Source organism: Candidatus Infernicultor aquiphilus, assembly GCF_002784285.1.
In the GTDB taxonomy this organism is placed as follows: Bacteria; Atribacterota; Phoenicimicrobiia; order Phoenicimicrobiales; family Phoenicimicrobiaceae; genus Infernicultor; species Infernicultor aquiphilus.
This window is the reverse complement of record NZ_PFKO01000325.1, coordinates 1-21,762: the sequence shown is the minus strand read 5'-3', so window position 1 is coordinate 21,762 and position 21,762 is coordinate 1. Positions and strand designations below refer to the sequence as shown.

At 39.6% G+C, this 21,762-nt stretch carries 18 protein-coding genes; 3 read left to right on the top strand and 15 right to left on the bottom strand.

The window, feature by feature from the left end; translation table 11 throughout:
* From COZ07_RS09115 to COZ07_RS09105, 3 genes are all read left to right on the top strand, one after another.
* The coding region (locus COZ07_RS09115; RefSeq protein WP_406608252.1) for a hypothetical protein at positions 1-222 on the top strand (222 nt) is incomplete at its 5' end.
* A gap of 112 nt (positions 223-334) precedes the next feature.
* Entirely contained in the window at positions 335-541 is a 207-nt protein-coding gene (locus COZ07_RS09110) for a sigma factor-like helix-turn-helix DNA-binding protein (protein WP_406608251.1), read from the top strand.
* Between the two features lie 117 nt (positions 542-658).
* On the top strand, positions 659-928 hold the full coding sequence (locus tag COZ07_RS09105) for a hypothetical protein (RefSeq protein WP_406608250.1): 270 nt from the start codon (positions 659-661) through the stop codon (positions 926-928).
* Positions 929-1,124: 196 nt separating this feature from the next.
* Here COZ07_RS09105 and sucD read toward each other — a convergent pair whose 3' ends face one another.
* From sucD to COZ07_RS09030, 15 genes are all read right to left on the bottom strand, one after another.
* Entirely contained in the window at positions 1,125-2,009 is an 885-nt protein-coding gene (sucD, locus tag COZ07_RS09100) for a succinate--CoA ligase subunit alpha (protein ID WP_406608249.1), read from the bottom strand.
* Positions 2,006-3,142, bottom strand: coding sequence for a succinate--CoA ligase subunit beta (gene sucC, locus COZ07_RS09095; RefSeq protein ID WP_406608248.1), 1,137 nt, complete (start codon positions 3,140-3,142; stop codon positions 2,006-2,008). Before sucC ends, sucD begins: the two co-directional genes overlap by 4 nt.
* Positions 3,139-4,224, bottom strand: a complete 1,086-nt coding sequence (locus tag COZ07_RS09090) for a (Fe-S)-binding protein (protein WP_406608247.1) — start codon at positions 4,222-4,224, stop codon at positions 3,139-3,141. Before COZ07_RS09090 ends, sucC begins: the two co-directional genes overlap by 4 nt.
* Before the next feature lie 3 nt (positions 4,225-4,227).
* Positions 4,228-5,646 carry an FAD-binding oxidoreductase gene (locus COZ07_RS09085; protein ID WP_406608246.1) on the bottom strand — a complete coding sequence of 473 codons (1,419 nt, stop codon included), beginning with the start codon at positions 5,644-5,646 and terminating at the stop codon, positions 4,228-4,230.
* Between the two features lie 50 nt (positions 5,647-5,696).
* The gene (locus COZ07_RS09080; protein WP_406608245.1) at positions 5,697-6,341 is read right to left on the bottom strand and encodes a lactate racemase domain-containing protein; all 645 of its coding nucleotides are present in this window, start codon (positions 6,339-6,341) and stop codon (positions 5,697-5,699) included.
* A 58-nt stretch (positions 6,342-6,399) separates the two neighbouring features.
* On the bottom strand, positions 6,400-8,439 hold the full coding sequence (fdhF, locus tag COZ07_RS09075) for a molybdopterin oxidoreductase family protein (RefSeq protein WP_406608244.1): 2,040 nt from the start codon (positions 8,437-8,439) through the stop codon (positions 6,400-6,402).
* Positions 8,436-9,263, bottom strand: a complete 828-nt coding sequence (locus tag COZ07_RS09070; RefSeq protein ID WP_406608243.1) for a 4Fe-4S binding protein — start codon at positions 9,261-9,263, stop codon at positions 8,436-8,438. Before COZ07_RS09070 ends, fdhF begins: the two co-directional genes overlap by 4 nt.
* Complete coding sequence (locus tag COZ07_RS09065; RefSeq protein ID WP_406608242.1) at positions 9,260-9,682, bottom strand: hydrogenase iron-sulfur subunit; 423 nt, start codon at positions 9,680-9,682, stop codon at positions 9,260-9,262. Before COZ07_RS09065 ends, COZ07_RS09070 begins: the two co-directional genes overlap by 4 nt.
* Position 9,683: 1 nt before the next feature.
* Positions 9,684-14,201, bottom strand: a complete 4,518-nt coding sequence (locus COZ07_RS09060; protein WP_406608241.1) for an FAD-dependent oxidoreductase — start codon at positions 14,199-14,201, stop codon at positions 9,684-9,686.
* Between the two features lie 21 nt (positions 14,202-14,222).
* A complete protein-coding gene (locus tag COZ07_RS09055; protein WP_406608240.1) occupies positions 14,223-15,092 on the bottom strand; it encodes a CoB--CoM heterodisulfide reductase iron-sulfur subunit B family protein in 870 nt (289 codons plus the stop codon).
* Positions 15,089-15,619 (bottom strand): 4Fe-4S dicluster domain-containing protein, encoded by a 531-nt coding sequence (locus COZ07_RS09050; RefSeq protein WP_406608239.1) that lies wholly within the window; start codon positions 15,617-15,619, stop codon positions 15,089-15,091. Before COZ07_RS09050 ends, COZ07_RS09055 begins: the two co-directional genes overlap by 4 nt.
* A gap of 1 nt (position 15,620) precedes the next feature.
* A complete protein-coding gene (locus tag COZ07_RS09045) occupies positions 15,621-16,778 on the bottom strand; it encodes a 4Fe-4S binding protein (protein WP_406608238.1) in 1,158 nt (385 codons plus the stop codon).
* 11 nt (positions 16,779-16,789) lie between these two features.
* Positions 16,790-17,212 (bottom strand): hydrogenase iron-sulfur subunit, encoded by a 423-nt coding sequence (locus tag COZ07_RS09040; protein WP_406608237.1) that lies wholly within the window; start codon positions 17,210-17,212, stop codon positions 16,790-16,792.
* Between the two features lie 76 nt (positions 17,213-17,288).
* Positions 17,289-20,309 (bottom strand): FAD-dependent oxidoreductase, encoded by a 3,021-nt coding sequence (locus COZ07_RS09035; RefSeq protein WP_406608236.1) that lies wholly within the window; start codon positions 20,307-20,309, stop codon positions 17,289-17,291.
* A 14-nt stretch (positions 20,310-20,323) separates the two neighbouring features.
* Positions 20,324-21,762, bottom strand: a 1,439-nt coding sequence (locus COZ07_RS09030) for an FAD-binding protein (protein WP_406608235.1), incomplete at its 5' end; no start/stop codon positions are given.

Sequence of the window (21,762 nt, the reverse complement as noted above, 5' to 3'; positions counted from 1 at the left end):
TCCAGAGCCAAAAGATATTCCAGAATAGGATTAGAATATGAGGATATCTTCCAACAAGCTTCCCTACTCTTTATCCTGGCAGTCTATGATTATAAAGAAAGACCCCCTACCACCTTTGCTGGTTATATCAAGAAGAGGATCGACTGGGGATTATGGGTCTATTATCGAAAATACTTAAAACAACAAATAGAAATACCTTATGGCCTAAAAATAGGTAACTGAGACTGTAGGGGCGTATTGCCTGCCTGTGCGTGCCTGCCTGTGCGTGTTCGCACGCAGACAGGTTCGCACGCAGACAGGCAATACGCCCCTACCAAATACCAGAAGGGGGATAATGCTTACGAATAAATTAGAAAATATTTTAGAGAAAAATAATTTAGAAGAGGGCTATAAATTTTTAACCGAAAGAGAAAAAAAAGTTATTAGTCTATATTACCTGGAAGGTTATAAAGATGAAGAAATAGCTTTTTATTATGGAGTTACTCGACAAAATATATTTAAGATTCGAAAGAAAGGGTTAACTAAATTAAAAAAATTTTAATATTTTTTTAATTTAGGTTTCTTTTCCACCTCTTTTTTGCTCTTACTAAGTAGAGAGAGTTTTTAGCCCAGCTAAAAACTGTAACCAGTATTGATATATTATACAAGGAGGAATTCAATGGATATAAAAACATTATTAGACCTAATTGCTAATCAGGGATTCCCTATTGCCCTGTCCATACTCTTAATCTTTCGGATTGATAGGTTTATGCAGGAGATAGTAGTTGCCCAGAAAGAAGGTTATCGGCAGGTCTTAGAGAATACCAAAGAGATACATAATACTATCACTACCCTGAATCAGCAGAATCGGGAATATTATTCCCTACGCTTTTCGGAGGTGCAGAAAGAACTCTCCGGAATGAAGGTAAAGTTGGAAAAAATTGAATAGAGATAAAAAGGCAATAAAAAAGGGTAAGCAATAAAGAAAGTCATCTTCCTTAGCTTACCCTTTTTTATTTTGTAATCAAATTTACCAATATATATTCTCTTAAAGACATTAAATCATTCTAACTACCCCACTAAAGTTTACACTAACTTTTGGTTTTGTTCTTTATGAAGAAGAAGGTGGCCATATTTTTCGCCACTTAGGTTTTATCCCTTTCATCTAAAACTGCTGAGACTAAATCTACCACCTGTAGAGGACTTTCAGCTACCGGAATAGAAAACTTCTGAAAAGTCTTTATCTTTTCTTCGGCTGTACCTGTTCCTCCAGAGATTATTGCTCCTGCATGCCCCATTCTTTTTCCTGGCGGAGCTGTTTTCCCTGCAATTAAAGCAATAACCGGCTTTCTCATTTTTGAATGGATAAATTTTGCTGCTTCTTCCTCATCCGTTCCCCCAATTTCGCCAATTAAAATAATAGCTTTAGTTTGAGAATCTTCTTCAAAAAGTTCAAGAATATCCATGAAAGAAGAACCGATTACCGGATCCCCTCCAATACTTACACAGGTTGACTGGCCAAAATCATTTTTAGTCAAATTATAAACTACCTCATAAGTAAGAGTGCCACTTCTGGAGACTACCCCTAAATTTCCCTCTTTATGGATAGAACCGGGCATAATCCCTACTTTTGCCTTCCCCGGGCTAATTACTCCAGCACAATTAGGGCCAATTAACTTTGAACCCTTTTGCTTCACGTAATAACAGGCTTTAACCATATCCAAAGTAGGGATACCTTCGGTAATACAAACTATAAGTTTTATTCCGGCATCTGTTGCTTCATAGATAGCCTCAGTAGCAAATCGAGCAGGAACATAAATAATGGAAGTATTTGCCGCTGTGTCTCCAAGCGCTTCTTTAACTGTATCGTAAACCGGAACCCCTTCTACTTGTTGTCCTCCTTTGCCTGGAGTTACCCCTGCAATTACCTTTGTTCCATAATCTAACATCTGCCGCGTATGAAAACTTCCCTCTCTACCGGTTATGCCTTGAACTAATAAACGCGTATTAGAATCAACCAGTATACTCAACTTTTCACCACCTCCATCGCTTTTTTTGCTGCCTCATTCATAGTGTCTGCTAAAAAGATTCCTTTTATACCCCTCAGCTTTTTTCGACCTTCTTCTTCATTAGTTCCAGTAAGCCTAATAATTAAAGGTAAGTTCATCTCTCTCTTAGAGAGAGCTTGAATAAGGCCTTCGGCAACAATATCACATCTGGTGATTCCACCAAATATATTAACCAGAACAGCCCTCACCTGCTCATCGGATAAAACAATATCCAACGCCTTACCTACCTGCTGTGAACTTGCCCCTCCTCCTACATCTAAAAAATTAGCTGGCTCGGCTCCGTAATGTTTTACCAAATCCATAGTAGCCATAGCTAAACCGGCTCCATTTACTATACAACCAATATTCCCCTCAAGTCTAACATAGCTAATCCCCACTTCTTTTGCTCTCACCTCCAGAGGGTCTTCTACCTCTAAATCCCTTAAGCTACTTATTTCTGGGTGTCTGTAGAGGGCATTATCATCAAATATAATCTTGGCATCAAGGGCAAAGAGAGATCCTTCTTTGGTAATTACTAAAGGGTTTACCTCTACCAAAGAAGAGTCCATTTCGTCAAAAATACGGTAAAGAGCGGAAAGGATTTTAGCTATCCCTTGAACTAAGTTTTTATCTTTAGTGAGAGCTGAAGCAAGTTCGTTGGCCTGGTGACTTTTAAATCCAAGTAAGGGGTGGACATAAAATTTAAATATTTTCTCGGGATTGGTTCTGGCTACCTCTTCTATATCTATTCCGCCAGCAGGACTTACCATAACCACCACCCTTTTTTGAGCTCTATCTACGGTTACTCCTAAATAATACTCCTCTTTAATAGATACAGATTCCTTGACAAACACTCTTTTAACTAAAATACCCTTAAGTTTAGAGTTTAAAATCCTCTCAGCTGCCTGGTAAGCTTCCTCTGGAGTAGAAGCAAGCTTTATACCTCCCGCCTTTCCTCTTCCTCCTACCAGCACTTGCGCTTTTACGACTACCGGTCTACCCAGCTTTTCAGCTATTTTTTTAACTTCTTCACTGGTTTTAGCCACCTCACCCCAAGGAGAAGGTATTCCCCTCTTAATAAAAATCTCATAAGCCTGGAATTCGTAAATCTTCATTTTTCACCCCCCTCCATTAAAATCGAGAGATATTCAGAAATATTATAGATCTTAATATTTTGCTTTCTTTTCTTAGCGTTCTTGAAATTATGTAAACAGGAAAAGCATTCAGTAAGAAGAACATCGGCTTTCTTATCTAGCGCTTCTTTCAATCTGTCTTTGGCCATATCAATGGAAAGCCTGGTAAAGCTTCCCCTTACCCCTCCACCGGCACCACAGCAGCGAGCATTCTCGCGGTTTTTTTCCATTTCTACGAAATGAGGAGCAAACTTTTTAATAATTTCTCTGGGCTCTTCATATATCCCCGAATGTCTTCCTAAATCACAAGGGTCATGGTAGGTAACTATCTCCTCGGTCTTCACCTGGATATTAAGTTTATTTAAAAGCTGGGTAATATGAACCACCTCTAATCCTAAATCACTATATTCTGGATTATTTTTAAAGGTCTTATAGCACATCGGACAGATAGTTAACAATTTCTTTGCTCCTGTTTTTTTAATCTCCTCTTTATTATGCTGGACATTCTCCTGATAATTTTCAAAACCTAGATCAGGAAAGACCCCGCCACAACATAGCTCATCAAATCTAGTAAAAGATACTCCCAGCTTCTTTAAAAGCTTGATGGTCCTGTTTACGCTTTCTTCTTCTCGGTAGGTTCCTACGCAGCCGACAAAGAGAGCATATTCCGCGCTTTTTTGGATTATTTCTTTCTCCTTTTTTTCCTCTCCATATACATTACCGCTTTTCTTTACCGCTTCTTGCATTAATTGATGAGGGGGGAAATAGTGACCATTTTCTACCAGGTCTTTTCTGCTTGCCTTTACCACTTCAAGAATTTTTACTTTAGCCGGACAATTTACCTCACATTGTCCACAGGTAGTGCACTGAAAGAACTTCTCTAAAATAGAATCCGAACATTCAATATCTTTAGTTAAAAGACCGTAGGAAAGAATCATTCTTGCTCTGGCGCCTGCGCTCTCCCAACCAATCTGGTTATAGACCGGACAATTTTCCAGGCAGTAGGCACACCTGATACAAACCAGCATCTCCTTTTTCCATTTCTTTAGGTTTTTTGTTTCCATATTTTACTCCTTTATCGCATATCTAAGCTGGGTGGCGGTAAAAAAATCATCAGGGGCATCCATCAGCTTGTGAGGGTTTAAAATATTATGGGGATCCAAAGCTTTTTTTATCTTCCTCATCATCTCCAGGGATTCACTTCTTTCTTTCTTAAAATAAGGAGCCTTGGTAATTCCTATTCCATGTTCACCCGAGGTAGTTCCCCTTAAACTTTGAGTGAGGGCAAAAGCCTCAGCAACCGCCTTTTTTGCTCTCTCCCATTGCTGTGATGATTCTGGATCGATCAGAAAGGAGGTATGAATTAATCCCTCACCGGCATGACCATAGGTACAGATAATAATACCATTTTCGGAAGCTATCCTATGAAAGTTAACAATCAACTCGGAAAGCTTGGATATCGGAACGGTGACATCTTCCGCTAAGGTGACCCGGGCCAGATCTTCCTGGTATCTACTGGTAGCCGGAAAAGCTGCGTTTCTAGCTTCCCATATCTTTTCCATCTCCTTAGGGTCATTACTTATATCGATACGGAAAGAGTTAAACTCCTGACAGACTTTTTTTATTTTATCCATCTCATCATCAATAGAGACCTTGTTCCCGTCGCACTCAAAAAGAACTATCGCTTCAATTTCCGGTAGGCCAGAATGGAAGGCCGCATTAATCGACTTGATCACTATCTCATCTAAAAACTCCAGGGCAGAAGGGGTTAAACCTCTAGCCACTATAGCAGAGATTGCTTTACCCGCTTCCTCCAATTTATAAAACATAGCTCTTCCCACCGCTCTTTTTTCGGGAAGAGGTTTAAGACGAAGCGTTGCCTCCACAATAACTCCCAGGGTCCCCTCGCTACCCACCATCAGCCTCTCCAACTGATAACCAGAGGAATGAATAATGGTCTGCGTCCCTAAGGAGACCAGCTCTCCTTGCGGCAGAACCACCTTTAACCCCAAAACAAAATCCCTGGTAGCTCCGTATTTTACCGCCCTCATCCCCGAAGCATTATTAGCAATCATTCCTCCTATGGTGCATACTTTTCCGCTTCCCGGGGTGGGAGGAAAGAAAAACCCAAACTTTTTAAGCTCTTTATTAAGCTCATCATTAACTACTCCTGGTTCAACCCTACAGAGTAAATCTCCTATGCGAATCTCCTTTATTTTATTCATTCTTTTTAGGTCAAGAACAATACCCCCATCGATAGGAACAGCACCACCCACTTCTCCTGTCCCTGCCCCTCGAGGAGTTACCGGAATTTTTTCCTTATTGGCATACCTTAAAATTTCTTGCACTTCTTCTGTATTTCCTGGTCTTAATATCACGGAAGGTAAACTCTGATAAATAGAAGCATCTGAGGAATAGATATATCTCTCCGTCAGACTATCAGAAAAATTTTCTCCTCCCACTATATCTTTTAGTTCTTCAAACATAATCTCCTCCCCCTAGATTTCCTGCAGAGTCAAATAACATCTCCTTTAACTCACCAATAATTTCCAGGTCCTCTCTCTTTTCGGCTTCTTTTAAAAGAACTTCCGAAATATAAAACTTGAGGAACCATTTCCCTTAAGCCAGGTGAACCAAAGGAATGCACCAGGCAAGCGCCGGCATGTTTACCCAGGCCGATGGAGAGCATCTTCATTAATCCGCTTTCTACCGCTCCCCTAAAAGAGGTATGGGGTTTAATCCGATTAACCGCTATGATAGCATCGGCATTAAAGGCTATCTTATCCATTAAAACCGGCACACCTTCCCTTATCTCCCCTATCTTCACTACCTCCATAGAAGAACGTATAGGAGCACCTATAGAGCTTTCCGTAATTCCGTAACTTTTTAATACCGCTATCTGCCCCTCTGCAGTAGCTCCACCGTGACTACCCATAGCCGGAACTATAAAAGGGTTTCCTCCTAAATCTTTTACTTCTTTTACTAGAGCAGCTATAATTTCTGCAATATGAGAGATGCCCCTACTTCCGGCAGTAATTGCTACGCTATCTCCCGGTTTTATTCTCTCCTTTAATTTAGATTTAGCTACTTCTTTGGAGAGTTCACCCTTAAGGTCTTTAATAACGGGAGCTTCAAATTTTTGTCTAATTTTTACCATTTTAGGAAAATTTATCTCGGGCATATTAACCTCCCTATCAAACTTAATATCCTAAATCCTCTCCCAACAAAAAAGCGGTAATTCAGGGCAGAGAGGGCTTTTTTTCTACCTGAACAGCACATACCTTGTATTCCGGAATTTTCGCTACCGGGTCAAAAGCTGAATTAGTTAGTGCATTAGCAGGACTTTCTGCAAAATGGAAAGGAATGAAAATTACCCCCTCGGGAACTTTTCTGGTTACCTGCACTTTAACCTCAATCTTACCTCTACGACTTTTCACCGAAACTATTTCTCCCTCAAAAATATTTAATTTTTCTGCATCCTTAAAATTAATTTCCACATACCCGGTGGGAACCTCTCTATTTAGTGCTTCCGTCCTTCTGGTCATTGTTCCGGTATGATAATGAAAGATAGTTCTTCCGGTAGTTAATATAAACGGATAATCAGCATCGGGAAGCTCTGCGGCCTCTTTGAATTCTATTCCAAAAAACTTACCCTTGCCCCGACTAAACTTTCCTTGATGTAAATAAGGCGTCCCTGGATGTTCTTTGGAGGGGCAGGGCCACTGCAATCCAATATCTTCAATTCGCTCATACCCTATTCCTCCATCAATAGGAGTTACTGAGGCTATTTCATCCATAATTTCAGCCGGTGAAGAATATTCAAATCCTTTAGATCCCATCTTTCTTGCTAAGGCGCAGATTATCTGCCAATCGGGTTTACTTTCACCCCTAGGCTCAATCGCTTTTCTTATTCTTTGAACTCTACGGTCTGTAGCGGTGAAGGTGCCATCTCTTTCTGCATAGGAGGTACCGGGAAGCACCAGATCAGCCAGTTGAGCCGTTTCGGTAAGGAATATATCCTGAACCACAAGAAATTCAAGATTCTCTAACGCTTTCTTAACCTGGTGGATATCCGGATCGGAGAGCATCGGATTCTCGCCCATAATATATATGGCTTTAAGATTACCTTTGGCTGCCTCATTCATCATTTCCACCACCGTCAGCCCTGGCTGGGAAGGAAGTTCGGTATCCCAGGCTTTTTCAAACTTGGCATGGGTATTTTCATCAGCTACACTTTGATATCCAGAGTAGACGTTGGGTAAAGCCCCTACATCGCATGCCCCCTGAACATTCGACTGCCCTCTTAAAGGATTAACCCCGGTGCTTGGCCGGCCAACATTACCGGTTAGCAGGGCAAGATTTGAACAGGAGACCACATTATCTACCCCGGTGGTATGCTGCGTTATACCCATGGAATAAACCAGGGAGGCAGATTTAGCCTGGGCATATATTCTGGCTGCTTCCATAATAAGTTCTTTAGGTATGCCGGTTATCTTTTCTACATATTCCGGGGTATACTTTTTAACCACTTCTTTTAATTCTGCAAACCCTTCGGTGCGCTCATTAATGAACTTTTTATCCTCCCAACCTTCCTTTAAAATTACATTCATAAATCCATTAAGTAAAGCAACATCTGTTCCTGGTCTTTGCCGGAGATGATAATCAGCAAATTGAGTTAAAGGAATAAGCCTGGGATCAGCAACTATAAGTTTTGCTCCTTTTGCTCTTGCTCTCATAATGTATCGTGCTATAAGTGGATGCTGTTCTGTGGTGTTTGAGCCGATAACAAAAATACAATCAGCATCTTCGAGCTCTCCTATGGAGTTGGTCATTGCTCCACTACCAAAAGTTTTCCCTAAACCCACCACCGTGGAGGCATGGCATAATCGAGCACAGTGGTCAACACTATTGGTCTTAAGAACCGCTCGAGCAAATTTCATCATTAAATAGTTCTCTTCATTGGTGCATTTCGCTGAGGAGAGAACAGCAACAGCATCAGGGCTATACTGTTTAAGTTTTTCGGTAACTACCTTCAAAGCTTCATCCCAGGATATCTCCACAAATTTTCCATTTTTTTTCATTAAGGGCTTAGTTAATCGGTCTTTACTAATTACAAAATCGGCCGCATTCCACCCTTTAATACAAAGCTTTCCCTGACTAACTAGATGCGATTTACAGGGGAGGATACCCACCAACTCCCCATCCAGAACCTGTAGATAGAAATTACACCCACAACCGCAATACGGACATACGGTTAGCACATTCTTATATTCTATCATTCATTAGCTCCTTCCTTCATTGGCATCTCATCCAAGGTAGTTAACAACGGTGATTCTTGCTTCACATCTAAACCAGATTCATAATTAAATAATTCTTTAACATCTTTCCTTACCTGTTTAGAAATAGTTAGTAAAGGAATATCCATAGGACAGGCTTTCTCACATTCGCCACATTCAATACATCTATCGGCAAGGTGATAAAATCTTATAAAATGGAACATAGGAATTTCAGGAGGAATTTCTCCTATCTTCGACCACAACTCCTGCTCCATAGCACAATCCTGACAGAAACACAAGGGGCAAGCGTTTCTACAGCCATAACATTTTATACATTTACTTAGTTGAGATTGCCAAAAAGCTAACCGTTCTGACCAACCTTTATTTAAAAGGCCTTCAATGTTTTTATCTTCAAAAACCCCTTCCACTTTCTCTCCTAGAAGGGGATGATTAGGATAAGGTCTGGGGCATTTGCACTCTACTGCTTCTTCTCTGCTGCAAGCAACACCTAAAATCTCAATATTTTTCATCTCTATTTGGTTTCTTTTAGCCAGCTCAATTAAAGCCCTCTCCTCACACCCTTTAACTATAACTCCAATCTTTATATCTGGATATTTTTCCTCTATCAACCGGATAATATTCTTTTTGCTTGGTCTACAAGTATAGAAAAGTGGATATTGAGGGGAGACTACTAAACTATCTAATTCCTCTACTTTGGTAAAAATATGTGGGGCTAGATGGTTATCCTTTTCCCTCAGTCCAAATATCACTTCCACTTTTCCGCTGACAAGATACTCTTTAGCTAATTTTTTCAATTTCTCTATCATGCCTCAAACTTCCTCTTTAATGGATTCGGACCTAACCTCTTAATTTCAGCCACAAAATCGGTGACTACTTCCGCAAATTTTTGGCCCTCTGCAGCAGAAACCCACTCCAACCTCACTCTCCGAGGGTCAATCCCTAAATAGCTCAATATCTTTTTAAGAATGGCCACTCTCTTTTTGGTTCGATGGTTGCCGGTTTGATAGTGGCAATCTCCAATATGACAACCTCCAATAAATATTCCATCTGCCCCTTTTTGAAAAGCCTCCATTACAAACAGAGGGTCAATCGTTCCCGAACACATCACTCTAATCATCCTGAAATCGGGAGGCATTTGAAGTCTGCTTACTCCGGCTAAATCTGCACCTGCGTAGGTACACCAGTTGCAACAAAATCCAATAATTTTCGGTTCGAATTCTTTCATCTTATACCTCCAATGCGGCCTTAGTCATAGCTAAAATCTGCTCTCTCTTAAATCCTCTTTGGTTGATAGCTCCCGAGAAACAAGCACCAGTGCAGGTACCACAACCTTTACAAAGAGTTTCATTCACCTTGGCCACTCTCTTTTCCTGATCTATTTCTATAGCATTATAAATACAAACTGCTTCACAGATTCCACATCCATTACACCTATCCTCATTTACACTAACCACTGTTCCCTCTGCTAAAATTTTGTCTTTAGCCAGAATAGTACATGCTCTGGAGATCGCAGCATTTGCTTGGGAAATACTTTCTTCAATAAACTTGGGAGAATGAGCTAATCCACAAAGAAAGATGCCCTCGGTAGCAAAATCTACCGGACGAAGCTTTACATGAGCTTCAAGAAAAAAACCATCTTCATTTAAGGGAACTTTCAGCATCTGAGCAAGCTCTTCACCATCTTCAGAAGCAATAACCCCGGTACTTAAAACTACCAGGTCAGCATTAATCAATAAATTTTCTTTTAAGATAAGGTCTTTTACCAGAACCTCAAGTTTTTCTTTACCTTTTCTTACTTCAGGTTCTTGTCCTTCCTCATAGCGAATAAAGATGACGCCTTCCTCTCGGGCCCTTTGATAATAATCTTCCTTGAAACCGTAGGTTCTCATATCTCGATAAAGAATGTAAATATTAGCTTTTTTGTTTAGCTGTTTAATCTTAAGGGCATTCTTTATCGCCTCTGAACAGCAGATACGGCTACAATAAGGATGTTGATCATTTCTGGAACCAACACACTGAATCATCACCATAGAATTTTGAGTATTAACCTCCAATTTCCCACTGACCATCAATTTTTCCAACTCTCTTTGGGTAACAACTCCTCTCTCTTTACCATAAAGGTATTCCGTAGGCTGATACTCTTTTGCTCCCGTAGCTACAATGATAATCCCATGCTCAAGTTCTTTTAGAGAAGAATCTATCTTAACCGTCGTCTTAAAATTGCCTACAAATCCTTCGATATTTTCAATCTTAGCCCCGCTGAAAAGACGAATTCTATCATTTGATTGGACCTTAGCTATAAGTTTTCCTAAAAACTTTTGAACATCTTCACCTTCAAGGGTATAATGAATATCTTTTGCCTGACCACCAAGTTCTCTCTCTTTTTCTACCAAATATACTTCATATCCTTCCTCAGCAAGTCTTAAAGCAGAAGTCATTCCTGATACTCCTCCACCGATAACCAGACCTCGAGGAATTACTTCCAAAGGAAGTCTCTTTAACGGCTCAATTAACCTTGCTTTAGCCACAGCCATCCTTACTAAATCTTTTGCTTTCCTGGTTGCTTTTTCTGGCTCTCTCATATGAATCCAGGAACATTGGTCCCGAATATTTGCCATTTCAAAAAGATACCTATTCAAACCTGCTTCCCTTATGGTCTCCTGGAAAAGAGGTTCATGTGTTCTGGGAGTGCAGGAGGCAACTACTATTCTGTTTAATTGGTGTTCTTTAATGGCCCCTTTTATTCTCTTCTGGGTATCCTGAGAGCAGGTATAAAGATTACCTTCAGCATAAACTACGCCGGGTAAAGTCTTGACCCATTCCACAATAGAGGGAACATCAACCACTCCTCCAATGTTGATACCGCAGTGACAGACAAATACACCTATCCTGGGAGCTTCTCCGCTCACCTCTATTTCTGGAGGATACTCTTTTTCGGTTACCAAAGAACCCCTTGCCTCTGACAGGATACTCGATGCTTCTGCAGCAACGCCGCTTGCTTGAGCTACAGTCTCTGGAACGTCCTTGGGTCCAGAGAAGGCACCGCCAACAAAGATACCTGGCCGAGAAGTGTGGAGAGGTTCAAAGGTACTCGTCTTAGCAAAGTTATAACTGTTTAGTTGGATATTAAATTTTTCTGCTATCTCCTTGGCACTCTTTGGAGCTTCCAGTCCCACAGATAAAACCACCATCTCAAATTCTTCGCTGGCGAGCTTCCCATCATCGGTCTCATATTTTATCTTTAAATTATGAGTTTTAAGATCTTCTTCTACTTCTGAAATCTTTGAGCGTACATACCTCACCCCATATTCAGATTCTGCCCTTTTAATATATTTATCAAAATCCTTCCCGTAAGCCCTCATATCCATATAAAAGATAGAGGTCTCCGTATCTGGAGCATGCTCTTTGGTAATTAAAGCTTCTTTGGTAGAATACATACAGCAAACTGAGGAACAGTAACCTCTTTTAATTTTAGAGTCTCTGGAGCCAACACACTGAATCCAGGCAATACTCTTGGGATGTTTATCATCCGACCTCCTGGTTACCTGACCTTGATAAGGACCTGAGGCAGATAAAATTCTCTCCAACTCAATACTGGATACCACATTAGGAAATCTCTTGTAACCATACTCTTCTTTTAACTGAGGATTAAATTCATCAAATCCGAGAAAAAGAATTACCGAGCCAACCTTTATCTCCCTATCCTCTTCGAGCATATCATGAAGGACTGCTTCTGCCTTACAAGCTTCTACACACTGCATACATTCAGAGCATCCTCCACAAGCAAGACATCTTTTTGCTTCTTTAATTGCCTCTTCTTCGCTAAAACCTAAAACAACTTCTTTAAAATTTCCCTTCCTTTCACTTAGGGGAAGAGTAGCTACTTCTGTCCTCTTTTTAGGTTCTACTCCTTCAGTATCTACTTCAATCTCGCTCTCTTGACTTCCCTCTCCTTCACGACCTACTCGCATATCTTCACCATTAAGATAACGGTCAATAGAGATAGCTGCTTTTCTACCGGCAGCCATTGCTTCAATAACTGTATCGGGCCCCGTAACTGTATCACCACCAGCAAAAATGCCTTTTAGGTTCGTCTCTAAAGTTAAAGGGTCTACCTCAAACCCTCTTCCCCGAATCAGCTTAAACCTATCTGCCTGTGCGTGCCTGCACCTGTCTGCCGTCTGCCTGTGCGTGTACGCACGCAGACAGGTGCCGGCAAAGGCAGGCGCAGACAGGTGATGAGAGCCTAAGAAGGATAAATCTGAAGACTGACCAAGAGCGGGAATTATCATATCTGCATCAATAATAAATTCTGAGCCCTCTAGAGGGATAGGTCTTCTTCTTCCTGAGGCATCAGGCTCGCCTAATCTCATCCGAATACATTGGACCTGGTTAACTTTACTCTCTTTACCTAAAATCCTGGTAGGGGCAGCTAAATAAAATATCTTAATTCCCTCTTTTTCTGCTTCTTCTATCTCCTCTTTATTAGCCGGCATCTCCGCTCTTGACCTTCGATAAACAATGGTAACTTCTTTTGCTCCCAGGCGATAAACTGTTCTTGCGGCATCAATGGCAGCATTTCCGCCTCCCACCACCACCACTTTTTCTCCTACTTCTACTTTCTCGCCCAAATTTACTCTTCTTAAAAACTCTACACTATGATATACACCTTTTAAATCCTCCCCGGGGATTTCTAATTTCAGGCTTAGATGAGCTCCAACAGCAATAAATATAGCCTCATAGCCATTATTTTTAAGGTCCTCTATGGTTAAATTCTCACCGAGAGGAGTATTTAATTTTATTTCAATACCAAGATCTTCTAAAATGCTAATTTCTTTTCTTAAAATATCTTTAGGAAGGCGATAATCAGGAATGCCAACGGCCAGCATCCCCCCGGCAACTGAAAGAGCTTCAAATATAGTAACCTTATAGCCCCTTTTCCTTAAATCATAGGCAGAAGTTAAACCAGCTGGACCAGAACCAATTATAGCAATCCTATTCTCTTTTTCCGGCTCAATTTTTAACTCAAAATCTACCTTTTTTTCGTAATCAGCTACAAACCTCTTTAATAAATCAATAGCAATAGGCTCATCTACATTTTGCCTCGAACATTCTCCTTCGCAGGGATGAGTGCACACTCGGCCGCATATTCCTGGGAGTGGATTCTTTTCGCGAACCAGAGTTAGAGCTTCCTTAAATTTCCCTTGAGAAATCAAAGCAATATAACCCTGAACATTAACATGGAGAGGGCAAGCAGCTCTACAGGGAGGAATTCCTCTTTTTTCAATGCCAAATGCACTGGGGGTTGCCTGGGTAAAGGGTCTATATATGGCTTTTCTATTTACCAAGTTTTCTTCATATTCACTGGGAATCTCTACCGGGCAAACTTCAGCGCAATCTCCACAACCGGTACACTTAGCTAAATCAACAAAGCGGGGATGTTTTTTTACTCTTACTTTAAAATTACCTACTTCTCCTTCAATACTTTCCACTTCTGAGTTAGTAAGCATCTCCACATTTCTATGTCTTCCACAATCAACAAGTTTTGGGGAAAGAATACACATCGCACAATCGTTGGTGGGAAAAGTTTTATCCAGTTGAGCCATTACTCCACCAATACTCAGGCTTTTTTCCACCAGATAGACTTTAAAACCAGATTCTGCTAAATCTAAAGAGGCTTGAACACCACCAATACCACCTCCCACTACCATCACCGCCCCAACTTTATCTTTCTTTAAGTTCACCTTTCCCCCTCCTTTGCTTTATTATAATTTTGCCAACATTTCTCTTGGTTTTATTCGGTTTAACTTAAAACCCAATTCTTCGGGAGAAATACCTAAGGCCAGACCAAGAATTTGAGGATAATATAAAACAGGTAGATTATACTCTACTTCAAATTGCTTTTCTATCTTTTTTTGACTCCCTTCATACATAATGCTGCAAAAAGGACAAATCAAACAGATAGCATCTGCCTTAGTAGATTTTATATGGTCAAGTTTATTTTTGGCTACTTTCAGTGCGGTCATTTCATTTATACCCAAAATACCTCCACCACAACAACTATTTTTATCTTCATAAAGAACAGACTTTGCTCCGGTTACCTCAATTAACTCATCCAGTGTTTTTGGATTTTCAACATCATCAAAATCTTCATATATTCCTGAGGGTTTTAAGTAATGGCAACCATAGTGAGCAGCAAAACTAAATTTAGATAAATCAACCTTTAAATTTTCTCTTATCTTCTCCAGTCCCACATCTTCATATAAAACTCGGGTAAAATGCTTTACTTTTATTTTTCCTTCATATTTTCTCCCTAAAACTGAAAGCTTATTATTTATCTTTTTCCGCAAACTTTCCTCTTCCTTTAACTCCTTATTTGCTTCGGTTAAAATAGAAGTACAAGCACTACAAAGAGAAACTAGATCTAAATCTTTCTCTTCCGCCAAACTTAAGTTTTTAGCAGCCATTAAAAGAAAAGTATCTCTATCCACCGATTTAACCGGGAAACCACAACAACTAAAATCATTTATATCCACAAGCTCTATACCTAATTTATGGGCTACTTTTCTGGCGGAAAGCTCATAATTTAATGCCCTCACCGGAACAGTACATCCTAAAAATAAAGCGTATTTCATTCTTCCCCCTCCTTAGCTACCTGAAGGAGTTTATCCACACCTTTCTGTTTAAATAGCTTTTTGGTATCCTCGGCGTTCTCCTCTATTTGAGGAAGACCAAGTTTTGTTCGCTTTTCATTATCAAACTCCCCAATTTCATAAAGCCTACCATGAGAGTTTAAGGCTTCCATTTGAGCTACAAAAGAGGGATGAATATATCCTTCTCTTACCGCGATATTTTTTATGACATTCATTAGGTCAGTAATCTTTACCTCCTGAGGACACCTTTCCGCACAGGTATAACAACTGGAACAAAGCCAGATAAAATCACTGGAAAGAACCCTCTCTTTCATCCCCAACAGAGCCATTCTAATAATCTTTCGAGGGTTAAACTGATCATTTACCTCTCTAATAGGACATCCAGCAGTACAGGTGCCACAAGCAAAACAGCGAGTAATATTCTCGCCTCCTGGTTCTGCTTGAATCTCATACTTAAAATTGGGGTCTAATTCATTTACTTTAATAATCTTTTCTTCATTTTCACTCATTTTACTCCTCCCCTACACTGCGAAGTTCATCTTCTTTAAAAGTAGTAAGCGGTAAAGGTTCTTCTAAATCTCTGCCCGGAACATATTTAAAAATCTGTTGCACCTTATAGCTTACCATCTTAAATATTTTAAGAAGTGGAATATTACTTGGACAAGCTTGCTCACAAAGCCCGCATCCTACACAAGAAGTAGCCATATGACTCATTCTCCCTAAATGGAAAAGAATGGTATCCCGGGGCATTTTAATAGAGCCTTTTCTTTTAGCCCACAGGAGGTATTTTTCTGAACCAAATTCAAAAGTAGGCGACTCAAAGAAACACTCTCTGCAATAGCAAAGGGGACAGACCCTCATACAATTATGACAGTTAATACAGGTGGAAAATACCGAAAGTAAATTCTCCCAGCCACCACTTGTCTCTTCCTTCATCTCAGAAAAAAGAGCATCTCTTTTCTCTATTTTTTTACTAAGGTACTTAGAAACAGACTCTTCTCTTTTTGATTGGTTAAATTCGGGACCTGTCTGCGTGCAGGCACGCACAGGCAGAAAAGAGAAATTTTCTAAAATTTTTTCTCCTTTCTCAGTACCAGATTTAAGCAGAATATTCTTTTCAAAATCTACTCCTATTAAGCCGATAACTAAATCGGCATTAGAGGGAATAGGATACTCACACACCTGGCAAGCTTTTCTTAATTTAGTATCCTCTCCTCCTTCCTTAAATTTCCTTAAGAGTTCATCTGAGGGTGAATTACCTTGTTTACAGAGATTCTGATAATCACTAACTGAATAGGTCCCTAAGCAATCTACCCCAATAATAAGCAGGTTATCTAAAGAAGCCTGCTTCAATTTAACCAGTTCTATTAATGCTCTTATTTCGCAGGACCTAAGAACAACTCCCACCGGATTCTTATAGGAACTGAGTCTGGTCATCTCGGAGATAATTCTTGCCGAACTAACCGGGAGAACGGGAGAGATAACGTTTACCTCTTTTAGTCCGTTAGAATTAGTCATCAAACTTTGAACTACATTATCTTTTGAGGGGACTTCTCGAGGAACTAAAAGTGCACTCACCAGATTTTTTTCCAGAAGGCTCTCCAAAAAGGAATTAATCGCTTCCTTTACCCTGGCATCCTTTACCTCAATAACTACCTCTTTTTTCATCTATTTCACCTCTATAAAGACCAATATTTACTTACCGGGTTGGGACCTAATCTTTTTAAATGGGAGGTCATTTCAGATATACTATCCGCATATCTTTTACCTTCGCTGGCGCTTACCCACCTAATCCAGACCCGACCATCATCTAACCCCAAACTTTTTAAAATACTTTTTAAAACAGTAATCCTTCTCCTCTCCTTATAGTTCCCACTCACATAATGGCAATCTCCCGGATGACATCCGCCAATAAAGACTCCATCCGCTCCTTCCAATAAAGCCCGAAGAATATAAACAGAATCAACCGACCCCGAACACATTACCCTGATAGGCCTAATATTTGGCGGATATTGTATCCTGGAAGTACCCGCAAGGTCTGCTCCCGCATAAGTACACCAGTTACATAAGAAACCAACTATCTTGGGCTCAAAATTAGCCATTAATTACCTCCTTCTTATCTTAAAAAAATCTCTTTTTCGCACTTGATCGTCACAGGATTTATCCTACCTTCCATCTTCATATTGCCGCATCAATAACGGAGAGAATTTGTTTATCCTCATATCCTTTTAATTTAGCCGCCCCATTAGGACAAACTGCCGCACAAGTCCCACATCCCCGGCAAAGAGTTGATATCACTTTTACCACTCTCTTTTGCTCATCTATCACCCGCGCTTTATAAGGGCAAGAAGAGATGCAAACTTCACAACCACTGCACCATCTCTCATTTACTTCGGCAATACACCTTCTGGATAGCATTCTCTCCTGAAATAATAATATTACCGTTTTAGTAGCTGCCGCGGTAGCCTGGGTTAGCGATTCCTTGACAGAACGAGGAGAATGAGCCAAACCGCAAACAAATATTCCATCCCTGAGAAACTCTACAGGACGAAACTTAACATTGGCTTCCTCGAAGAAACCATCATTATCTAAGGTAACCTCCAAAATTTTAGCTAAAGAATGATTATCTTCGGGTATCATCCCAACACTCAATACAACAAAATCAGGATTTATAACCAATTCTTCATTCAACACAAAGTCAGTAACTCTTACTTTTAATTTACCTCCTTCAATTTTAAGTTGAGGTTTATTATCCACATTATATCTAATAAAAGCTATTCCCATCTCCCTTGCTTTGGTATAATACTCTTCTTTAAACTCATAAGTCATTATGTCTCGATAAAGAATATAGATATTTGCCTTAGGATTTTCCTCTTTTATTTTTAAAGCATTCTTTATAGCTTGAGAGCAACACACCCTGCTACAATAAAGATGTGGCTCTTCTCGGGAACCCACACATTGAATCATAACTATCGAATTTTGAGAATTAACCTCTATTTCTTTGTTAGCAATCAATCTTTCCATCTCTTTTTGAGTAATTATTCTTTTATCTTCACCATAAGAATACTCTTTAAGAGACTGATTTTCCTTTGCTCCAGTTGCCACAATAATAGCTCCATAAGAAATAACTTTAGACTCCGATTGGTTTATTATAAGCCTTGCTTGGAAATTCCCAGCATAACCAGTAACTTCTTCAAGCTCTGTGTTTTTATATATGTGAATTAAACGGTTATTTTCAATTTCTTCTATTCTTTTTTTAAGAAAATCTTGAACATTTAATCCTTCCAGAGTCATATAGATTTCTCTTGCATTACCCCCAAGCTCAGAAGTTTTCTCTATTAAATCAACTTCGAATTCCTCTTCAGCAACATAAAGAGCTGCAGTCATACCAGATAAACCTGCGCCAACAACCAATGCTCTTTTAACGACAGAATCTGTTATTAAAGGCAAAGGCTGCTGTAATACAGCTTTCTCTACTGCCATAGAAAGAAATTTCTCTGCTTTCTCTGTAGCTAACTTTTTATCTTTATGCACCCAGGATATCTGTTCTCGGAAGTTCACTATTTGCAAGAGAGAAGGGTTAAATCCTACTTGACGAAGACCCTGTTTAAATAAAACTTCATATTTATAAGAAGTACAGGCAGCAAAGATTACTCTATTTACCTTCGAATCAACTATTTTTTCTTTAGCTTCATTTAAATCAGGTTTAAAGCAGAGATATTTAAAATCTTCAACTAAACAGACGTTAGGAAGTTTACTTGCAAATTCCTTTACTTCCTTTATATTAATTATACTGCTAATTTCTTGACCACAATGACATATAAAAATACCTATTTTGGGATCCTCATTAGTTACATCGATCTCTTGGGGATAATTACCTTCCCCGAAAAATTTTCCTCGAGAAGATAACATTGCCATAGAAGCTTTTAGAGCACCTGCACTTGCCTCAGTAACAGTCTCTGAAATATCCTTAGGTCCCGAAAAAGAACCGCAAGCAAATATGCCTTCTTTCTCTGCCATATTAGAAAAATCGATTGTTTTGCAAAATCCATACTTATTTAATTTTAATCCCAAAATCTCACTTATATTTTTAGCTTTATCAGGAGGCGATTGCCCAACAGACAGAACAACTAAATTAAATTCATCTTTAACATAATCTCCTTTTTCTGTCTCGTAAATAATTTTTAAATTTTTTGTATCTGGGAACTCTTCTATGGCAGGGACTCTATATCTTATAAATTTTATACCTTCTTCTTTTGCTTTTTCATAATACCTACAATACCCTTTACCAAAAGTTCTTATATCCATAAAAAAGATTTGAACATCAATGGTTGGATCTATCTTTTTTATAAGCATAGCGTCTTTTAAAGCAATCATACAGCAGGCAGAGGAACAATAATCTTTTTCCTTATCTCTTGAACCAATACACTGCAGAAAAGCAATTTTTCGAGGCATTTTTCCATCTGAGGGACGAATAAATTTTCCGTTATAAGGACCCATCTCACTAAACATTCTTTCCAGCTCTGTGCTAGTAACAACATTTAGACACTTCTCATAACCATACTGGCTTAAATCATGGGGATCAAATTCTTCAAAGCCTAAAGAAAGGATAATAGCTCCCACTTCTAATTCAAGAATTTCATCCTTTTGAGAAAGATCGATAGCCTTGGTAGGACATATCTTTACGCATTCTCCACATCGATTACAAGATTCTATATCAATAGTATACAAATTGGGAATTGCTTGAGGGTACTTAATATAAATTGCTTTACGAGAAGCCAAACCTTCATTGAACTCATCTTTTACCTTAATTGGGCAAATCTCTGTGCATAATCCACATCCAATACACTTATCCTCTTTTATATACCTTGCCTTTTTCTGGAGAGAAACTTTAAAATCTCCTACAGAGCCTTCTACTTTTTCTACTTCTGTATTAGTCATAATCTGGATATTGGGATGAGTTAAATCTCGACGAAGACAAAATTCAGAGGCCTCCTCTCTCTTAAAAATTGGCAGCATTTGGCACATACCACAATCATTGGTAGTAAACTGCCGATCTAATTGAGAAAGCGTTCCTCCTATATTTGAACTTTTATCTATTAAATAAACTTTCAATCCTAATTCCGCTAAATCTAAGGAAGCCTGAATTCCGCCAATGCCGGCACCAACCACCATTACCGCGCCAATATTTTTCTCCATCTTAAAACCCTCCCCTATCTTAAAGTTCCTTCATAATGAGCGGTAAGTTGACGAGCTCTCACTTCAGGTGTAGTATAATTAGGTAATAGCATAGGAGAAATTTTATCGGTATGAATATCCGCTTCTTGAAGTTCTCTTTCATATCTTTTTATATGCTTCAAAGTGAGTTTGCCCAGCTTTACCTCTTTAGCATTTAAAGCAGCAGCTATACCTGCCCTCCTACCAAAAACATTGTAATCTAAAACAGAATTTCCCATCAGTCTATTTCTTCCATGGACTCCACCTGAGACTTCGCCAGCGGCATAAAGGTTAGGTATCTTGGTCTCACACTGATCATTTATCTCCAGCCCTCCATTTTGATAATGCAGAGTGGGAAAAACAAGCATAGGTTCTTTAGTAATATCAATATCGAATCGGTTGTATTGTCTATACATAGCAGGAAGCTGCTTTTGGATAGCTCCCTCACCATTTATAAGCTCGATAAGTGGCGAGTCAAGCCATATCCCCACTCTTCCGGTATGAGTAATAATACCCTTTCCCCTCTCGGTGCATTCCCTTATAAAGGAAGATGATTCAACATCTCTTGGCTCAAGAGGGAAAACAAATAATTCTCCGAATTTATTTACCGGTTGAGCACCCATGGTCCTCACCTTCTCGGTAATAAGAAAACCTAATATCTGCTCCGGATAAACCGCCCCGGTAGGATGATATTGGACCGAATCCATATACAAAAGGTTTGCCCCTGCTCTATATCCAAGAACTAACCCATCAGCTGTAGCCCCATAATGGTTAGTAGTAGCAAATTCTTTTATATGTAACCTCCCAAATCCACCAGTAGCAATAATAGTAGATTTTGCCCTAACCATAATGTATTCTTCTGTCTCCAGGTTATAAAGAATTGCTCCAGCCACCTGCCCTCCCTCATCCATCAAAAGCTCAATGGCAGGAGAAAACTCGATTACTTGAATATCTTCGGGATGATTTTTTACCTCATCTCTTAAAACTCTCATAATAGCAGCACCGGTATAGTCTCTTGCCGAATGCATTCTCTTTCTGGAGCACCCTCCCCCCAGCATAGTCACCATATTTCCATTGGAATCCTTATCAAACATTACCCCGAGCTCTTCAAGCCACTTTATTACTAAAGGAGCATCCATTACCAGAGCTCTTACCAGATCGGGCTTGTTATCAAAGTGTCCTCCCCCTAAGGCATCTAAATAGTGTATAGCAGGAGAATCGTTGGGATTCACTGATGCTTGAATCCCCCCTTGAGACATCATTGAATTCGCATCTCCGATACGCAGTTTTGTAGCTATAATAACCTTGGCTCCATTCTCTCTGGCTAAAAGAGCTGCTCCGGCACCACCACCACCACCACCAATAACCAGAACATCGGTATCATAATCTACTCTGGAAAGGTCGAAATCATCAGGATTTATACGAGAATGGGATT

Coding starts and splice junctions, on each gene's coding strand:
- COZ07_RS09110 (WP_406608251.1), top strand. CDS start 335: ATGCTTACGAATAAATTAGAAAATATTTTAGAGAAAAATAATTTAGAA.
- COZ07_RS09105 (WP_406608250.1), top strand. CDS start 659: ATGGATATAAAAACATTATTAGACCTAATTGCTAATCAGGGATTCCCT.
- sucC (WP_406608248.1), bottom strand. CDS start 3,142: ATGAAGATTTACGAATTCCAGGCTTATGAGATTTTTATTAAGAGGGGA.
- COZ07_RS09090 (WP_406608247.1), bottom strand. CDS start 4,224: ATGGAAACAAAAAACCTAAAGAAATGGAAAAAGGAGATGCTGGTTTGT.
- COZ07_RS09085 (WP_406608246.1), bottom strand. CDS start 5,646: ATGTTTGAAGAACTAAAAGATATAGTGGGAGGAGAAAATTTTTCTGAT.
- COZ07_RS09080 (WP_406608245.1), bottom strand. CDS start 6,341: ATGCCCGAGATAAATTTTCCTAAAATGGTAAAAATTAGACAAAAATTT.
- fdhF (WP_406608244.1), bottom strand. CDS start 8,439: ATGATAGAATATAAGAATGTGCTAACCGTATGTCCGTATTGCGGTTGT.
- COZ07_RS09070 (WP_406608243.1), bottom strand. CDS start 9,263: ATGATAGAGAAATTGAAAAAATTAGCTAAAGAGTATCTTGTCAGCGGA.
- COZ07_RS09065 (WP_406608242.1), bottom strand. CDS start 9,682: ATGAAAGAATTCGAACCGAAAATTATTGGATTTTGTTGCAACTGGTGT.
- COZ07_RS09055 (WP_406608240.1), bottom strand. CDS start 15,092: ATGAAATACGCTTTATTTTTAGGATGTACTGTTCCGGTGAGGGCATTA.
- COZ07_RS09050 (WP_406608239.1), bottom strand. CDS start 15,619: ATGAGTGAAAATGAAGAAAAGATTATTAAAGTAAATGAATTAGACCCC.
- COZ07_RS09045 (WP_406608238.1), bottom strand. CDS start 16,778: ATGAAAAAAGAGGTAGTTATTGAGGTAAAGGATGCCAGGGTAAAGGAA.
- COZ07_RS09040 (WP_406608237.1), bottom strand. CDS start 17,212: ATGGCTAATTTTGAGCCCAAGATAGTTGGTTTCTTATGTAACTGGTGT.
- COZ07_RS09035 (WP_406608236.1), bottom strand. CDS start 20,309: ATGGAGAAAAATATTGGCGCGGTAATGGTGGTTGGTGCCGGCATTGGC.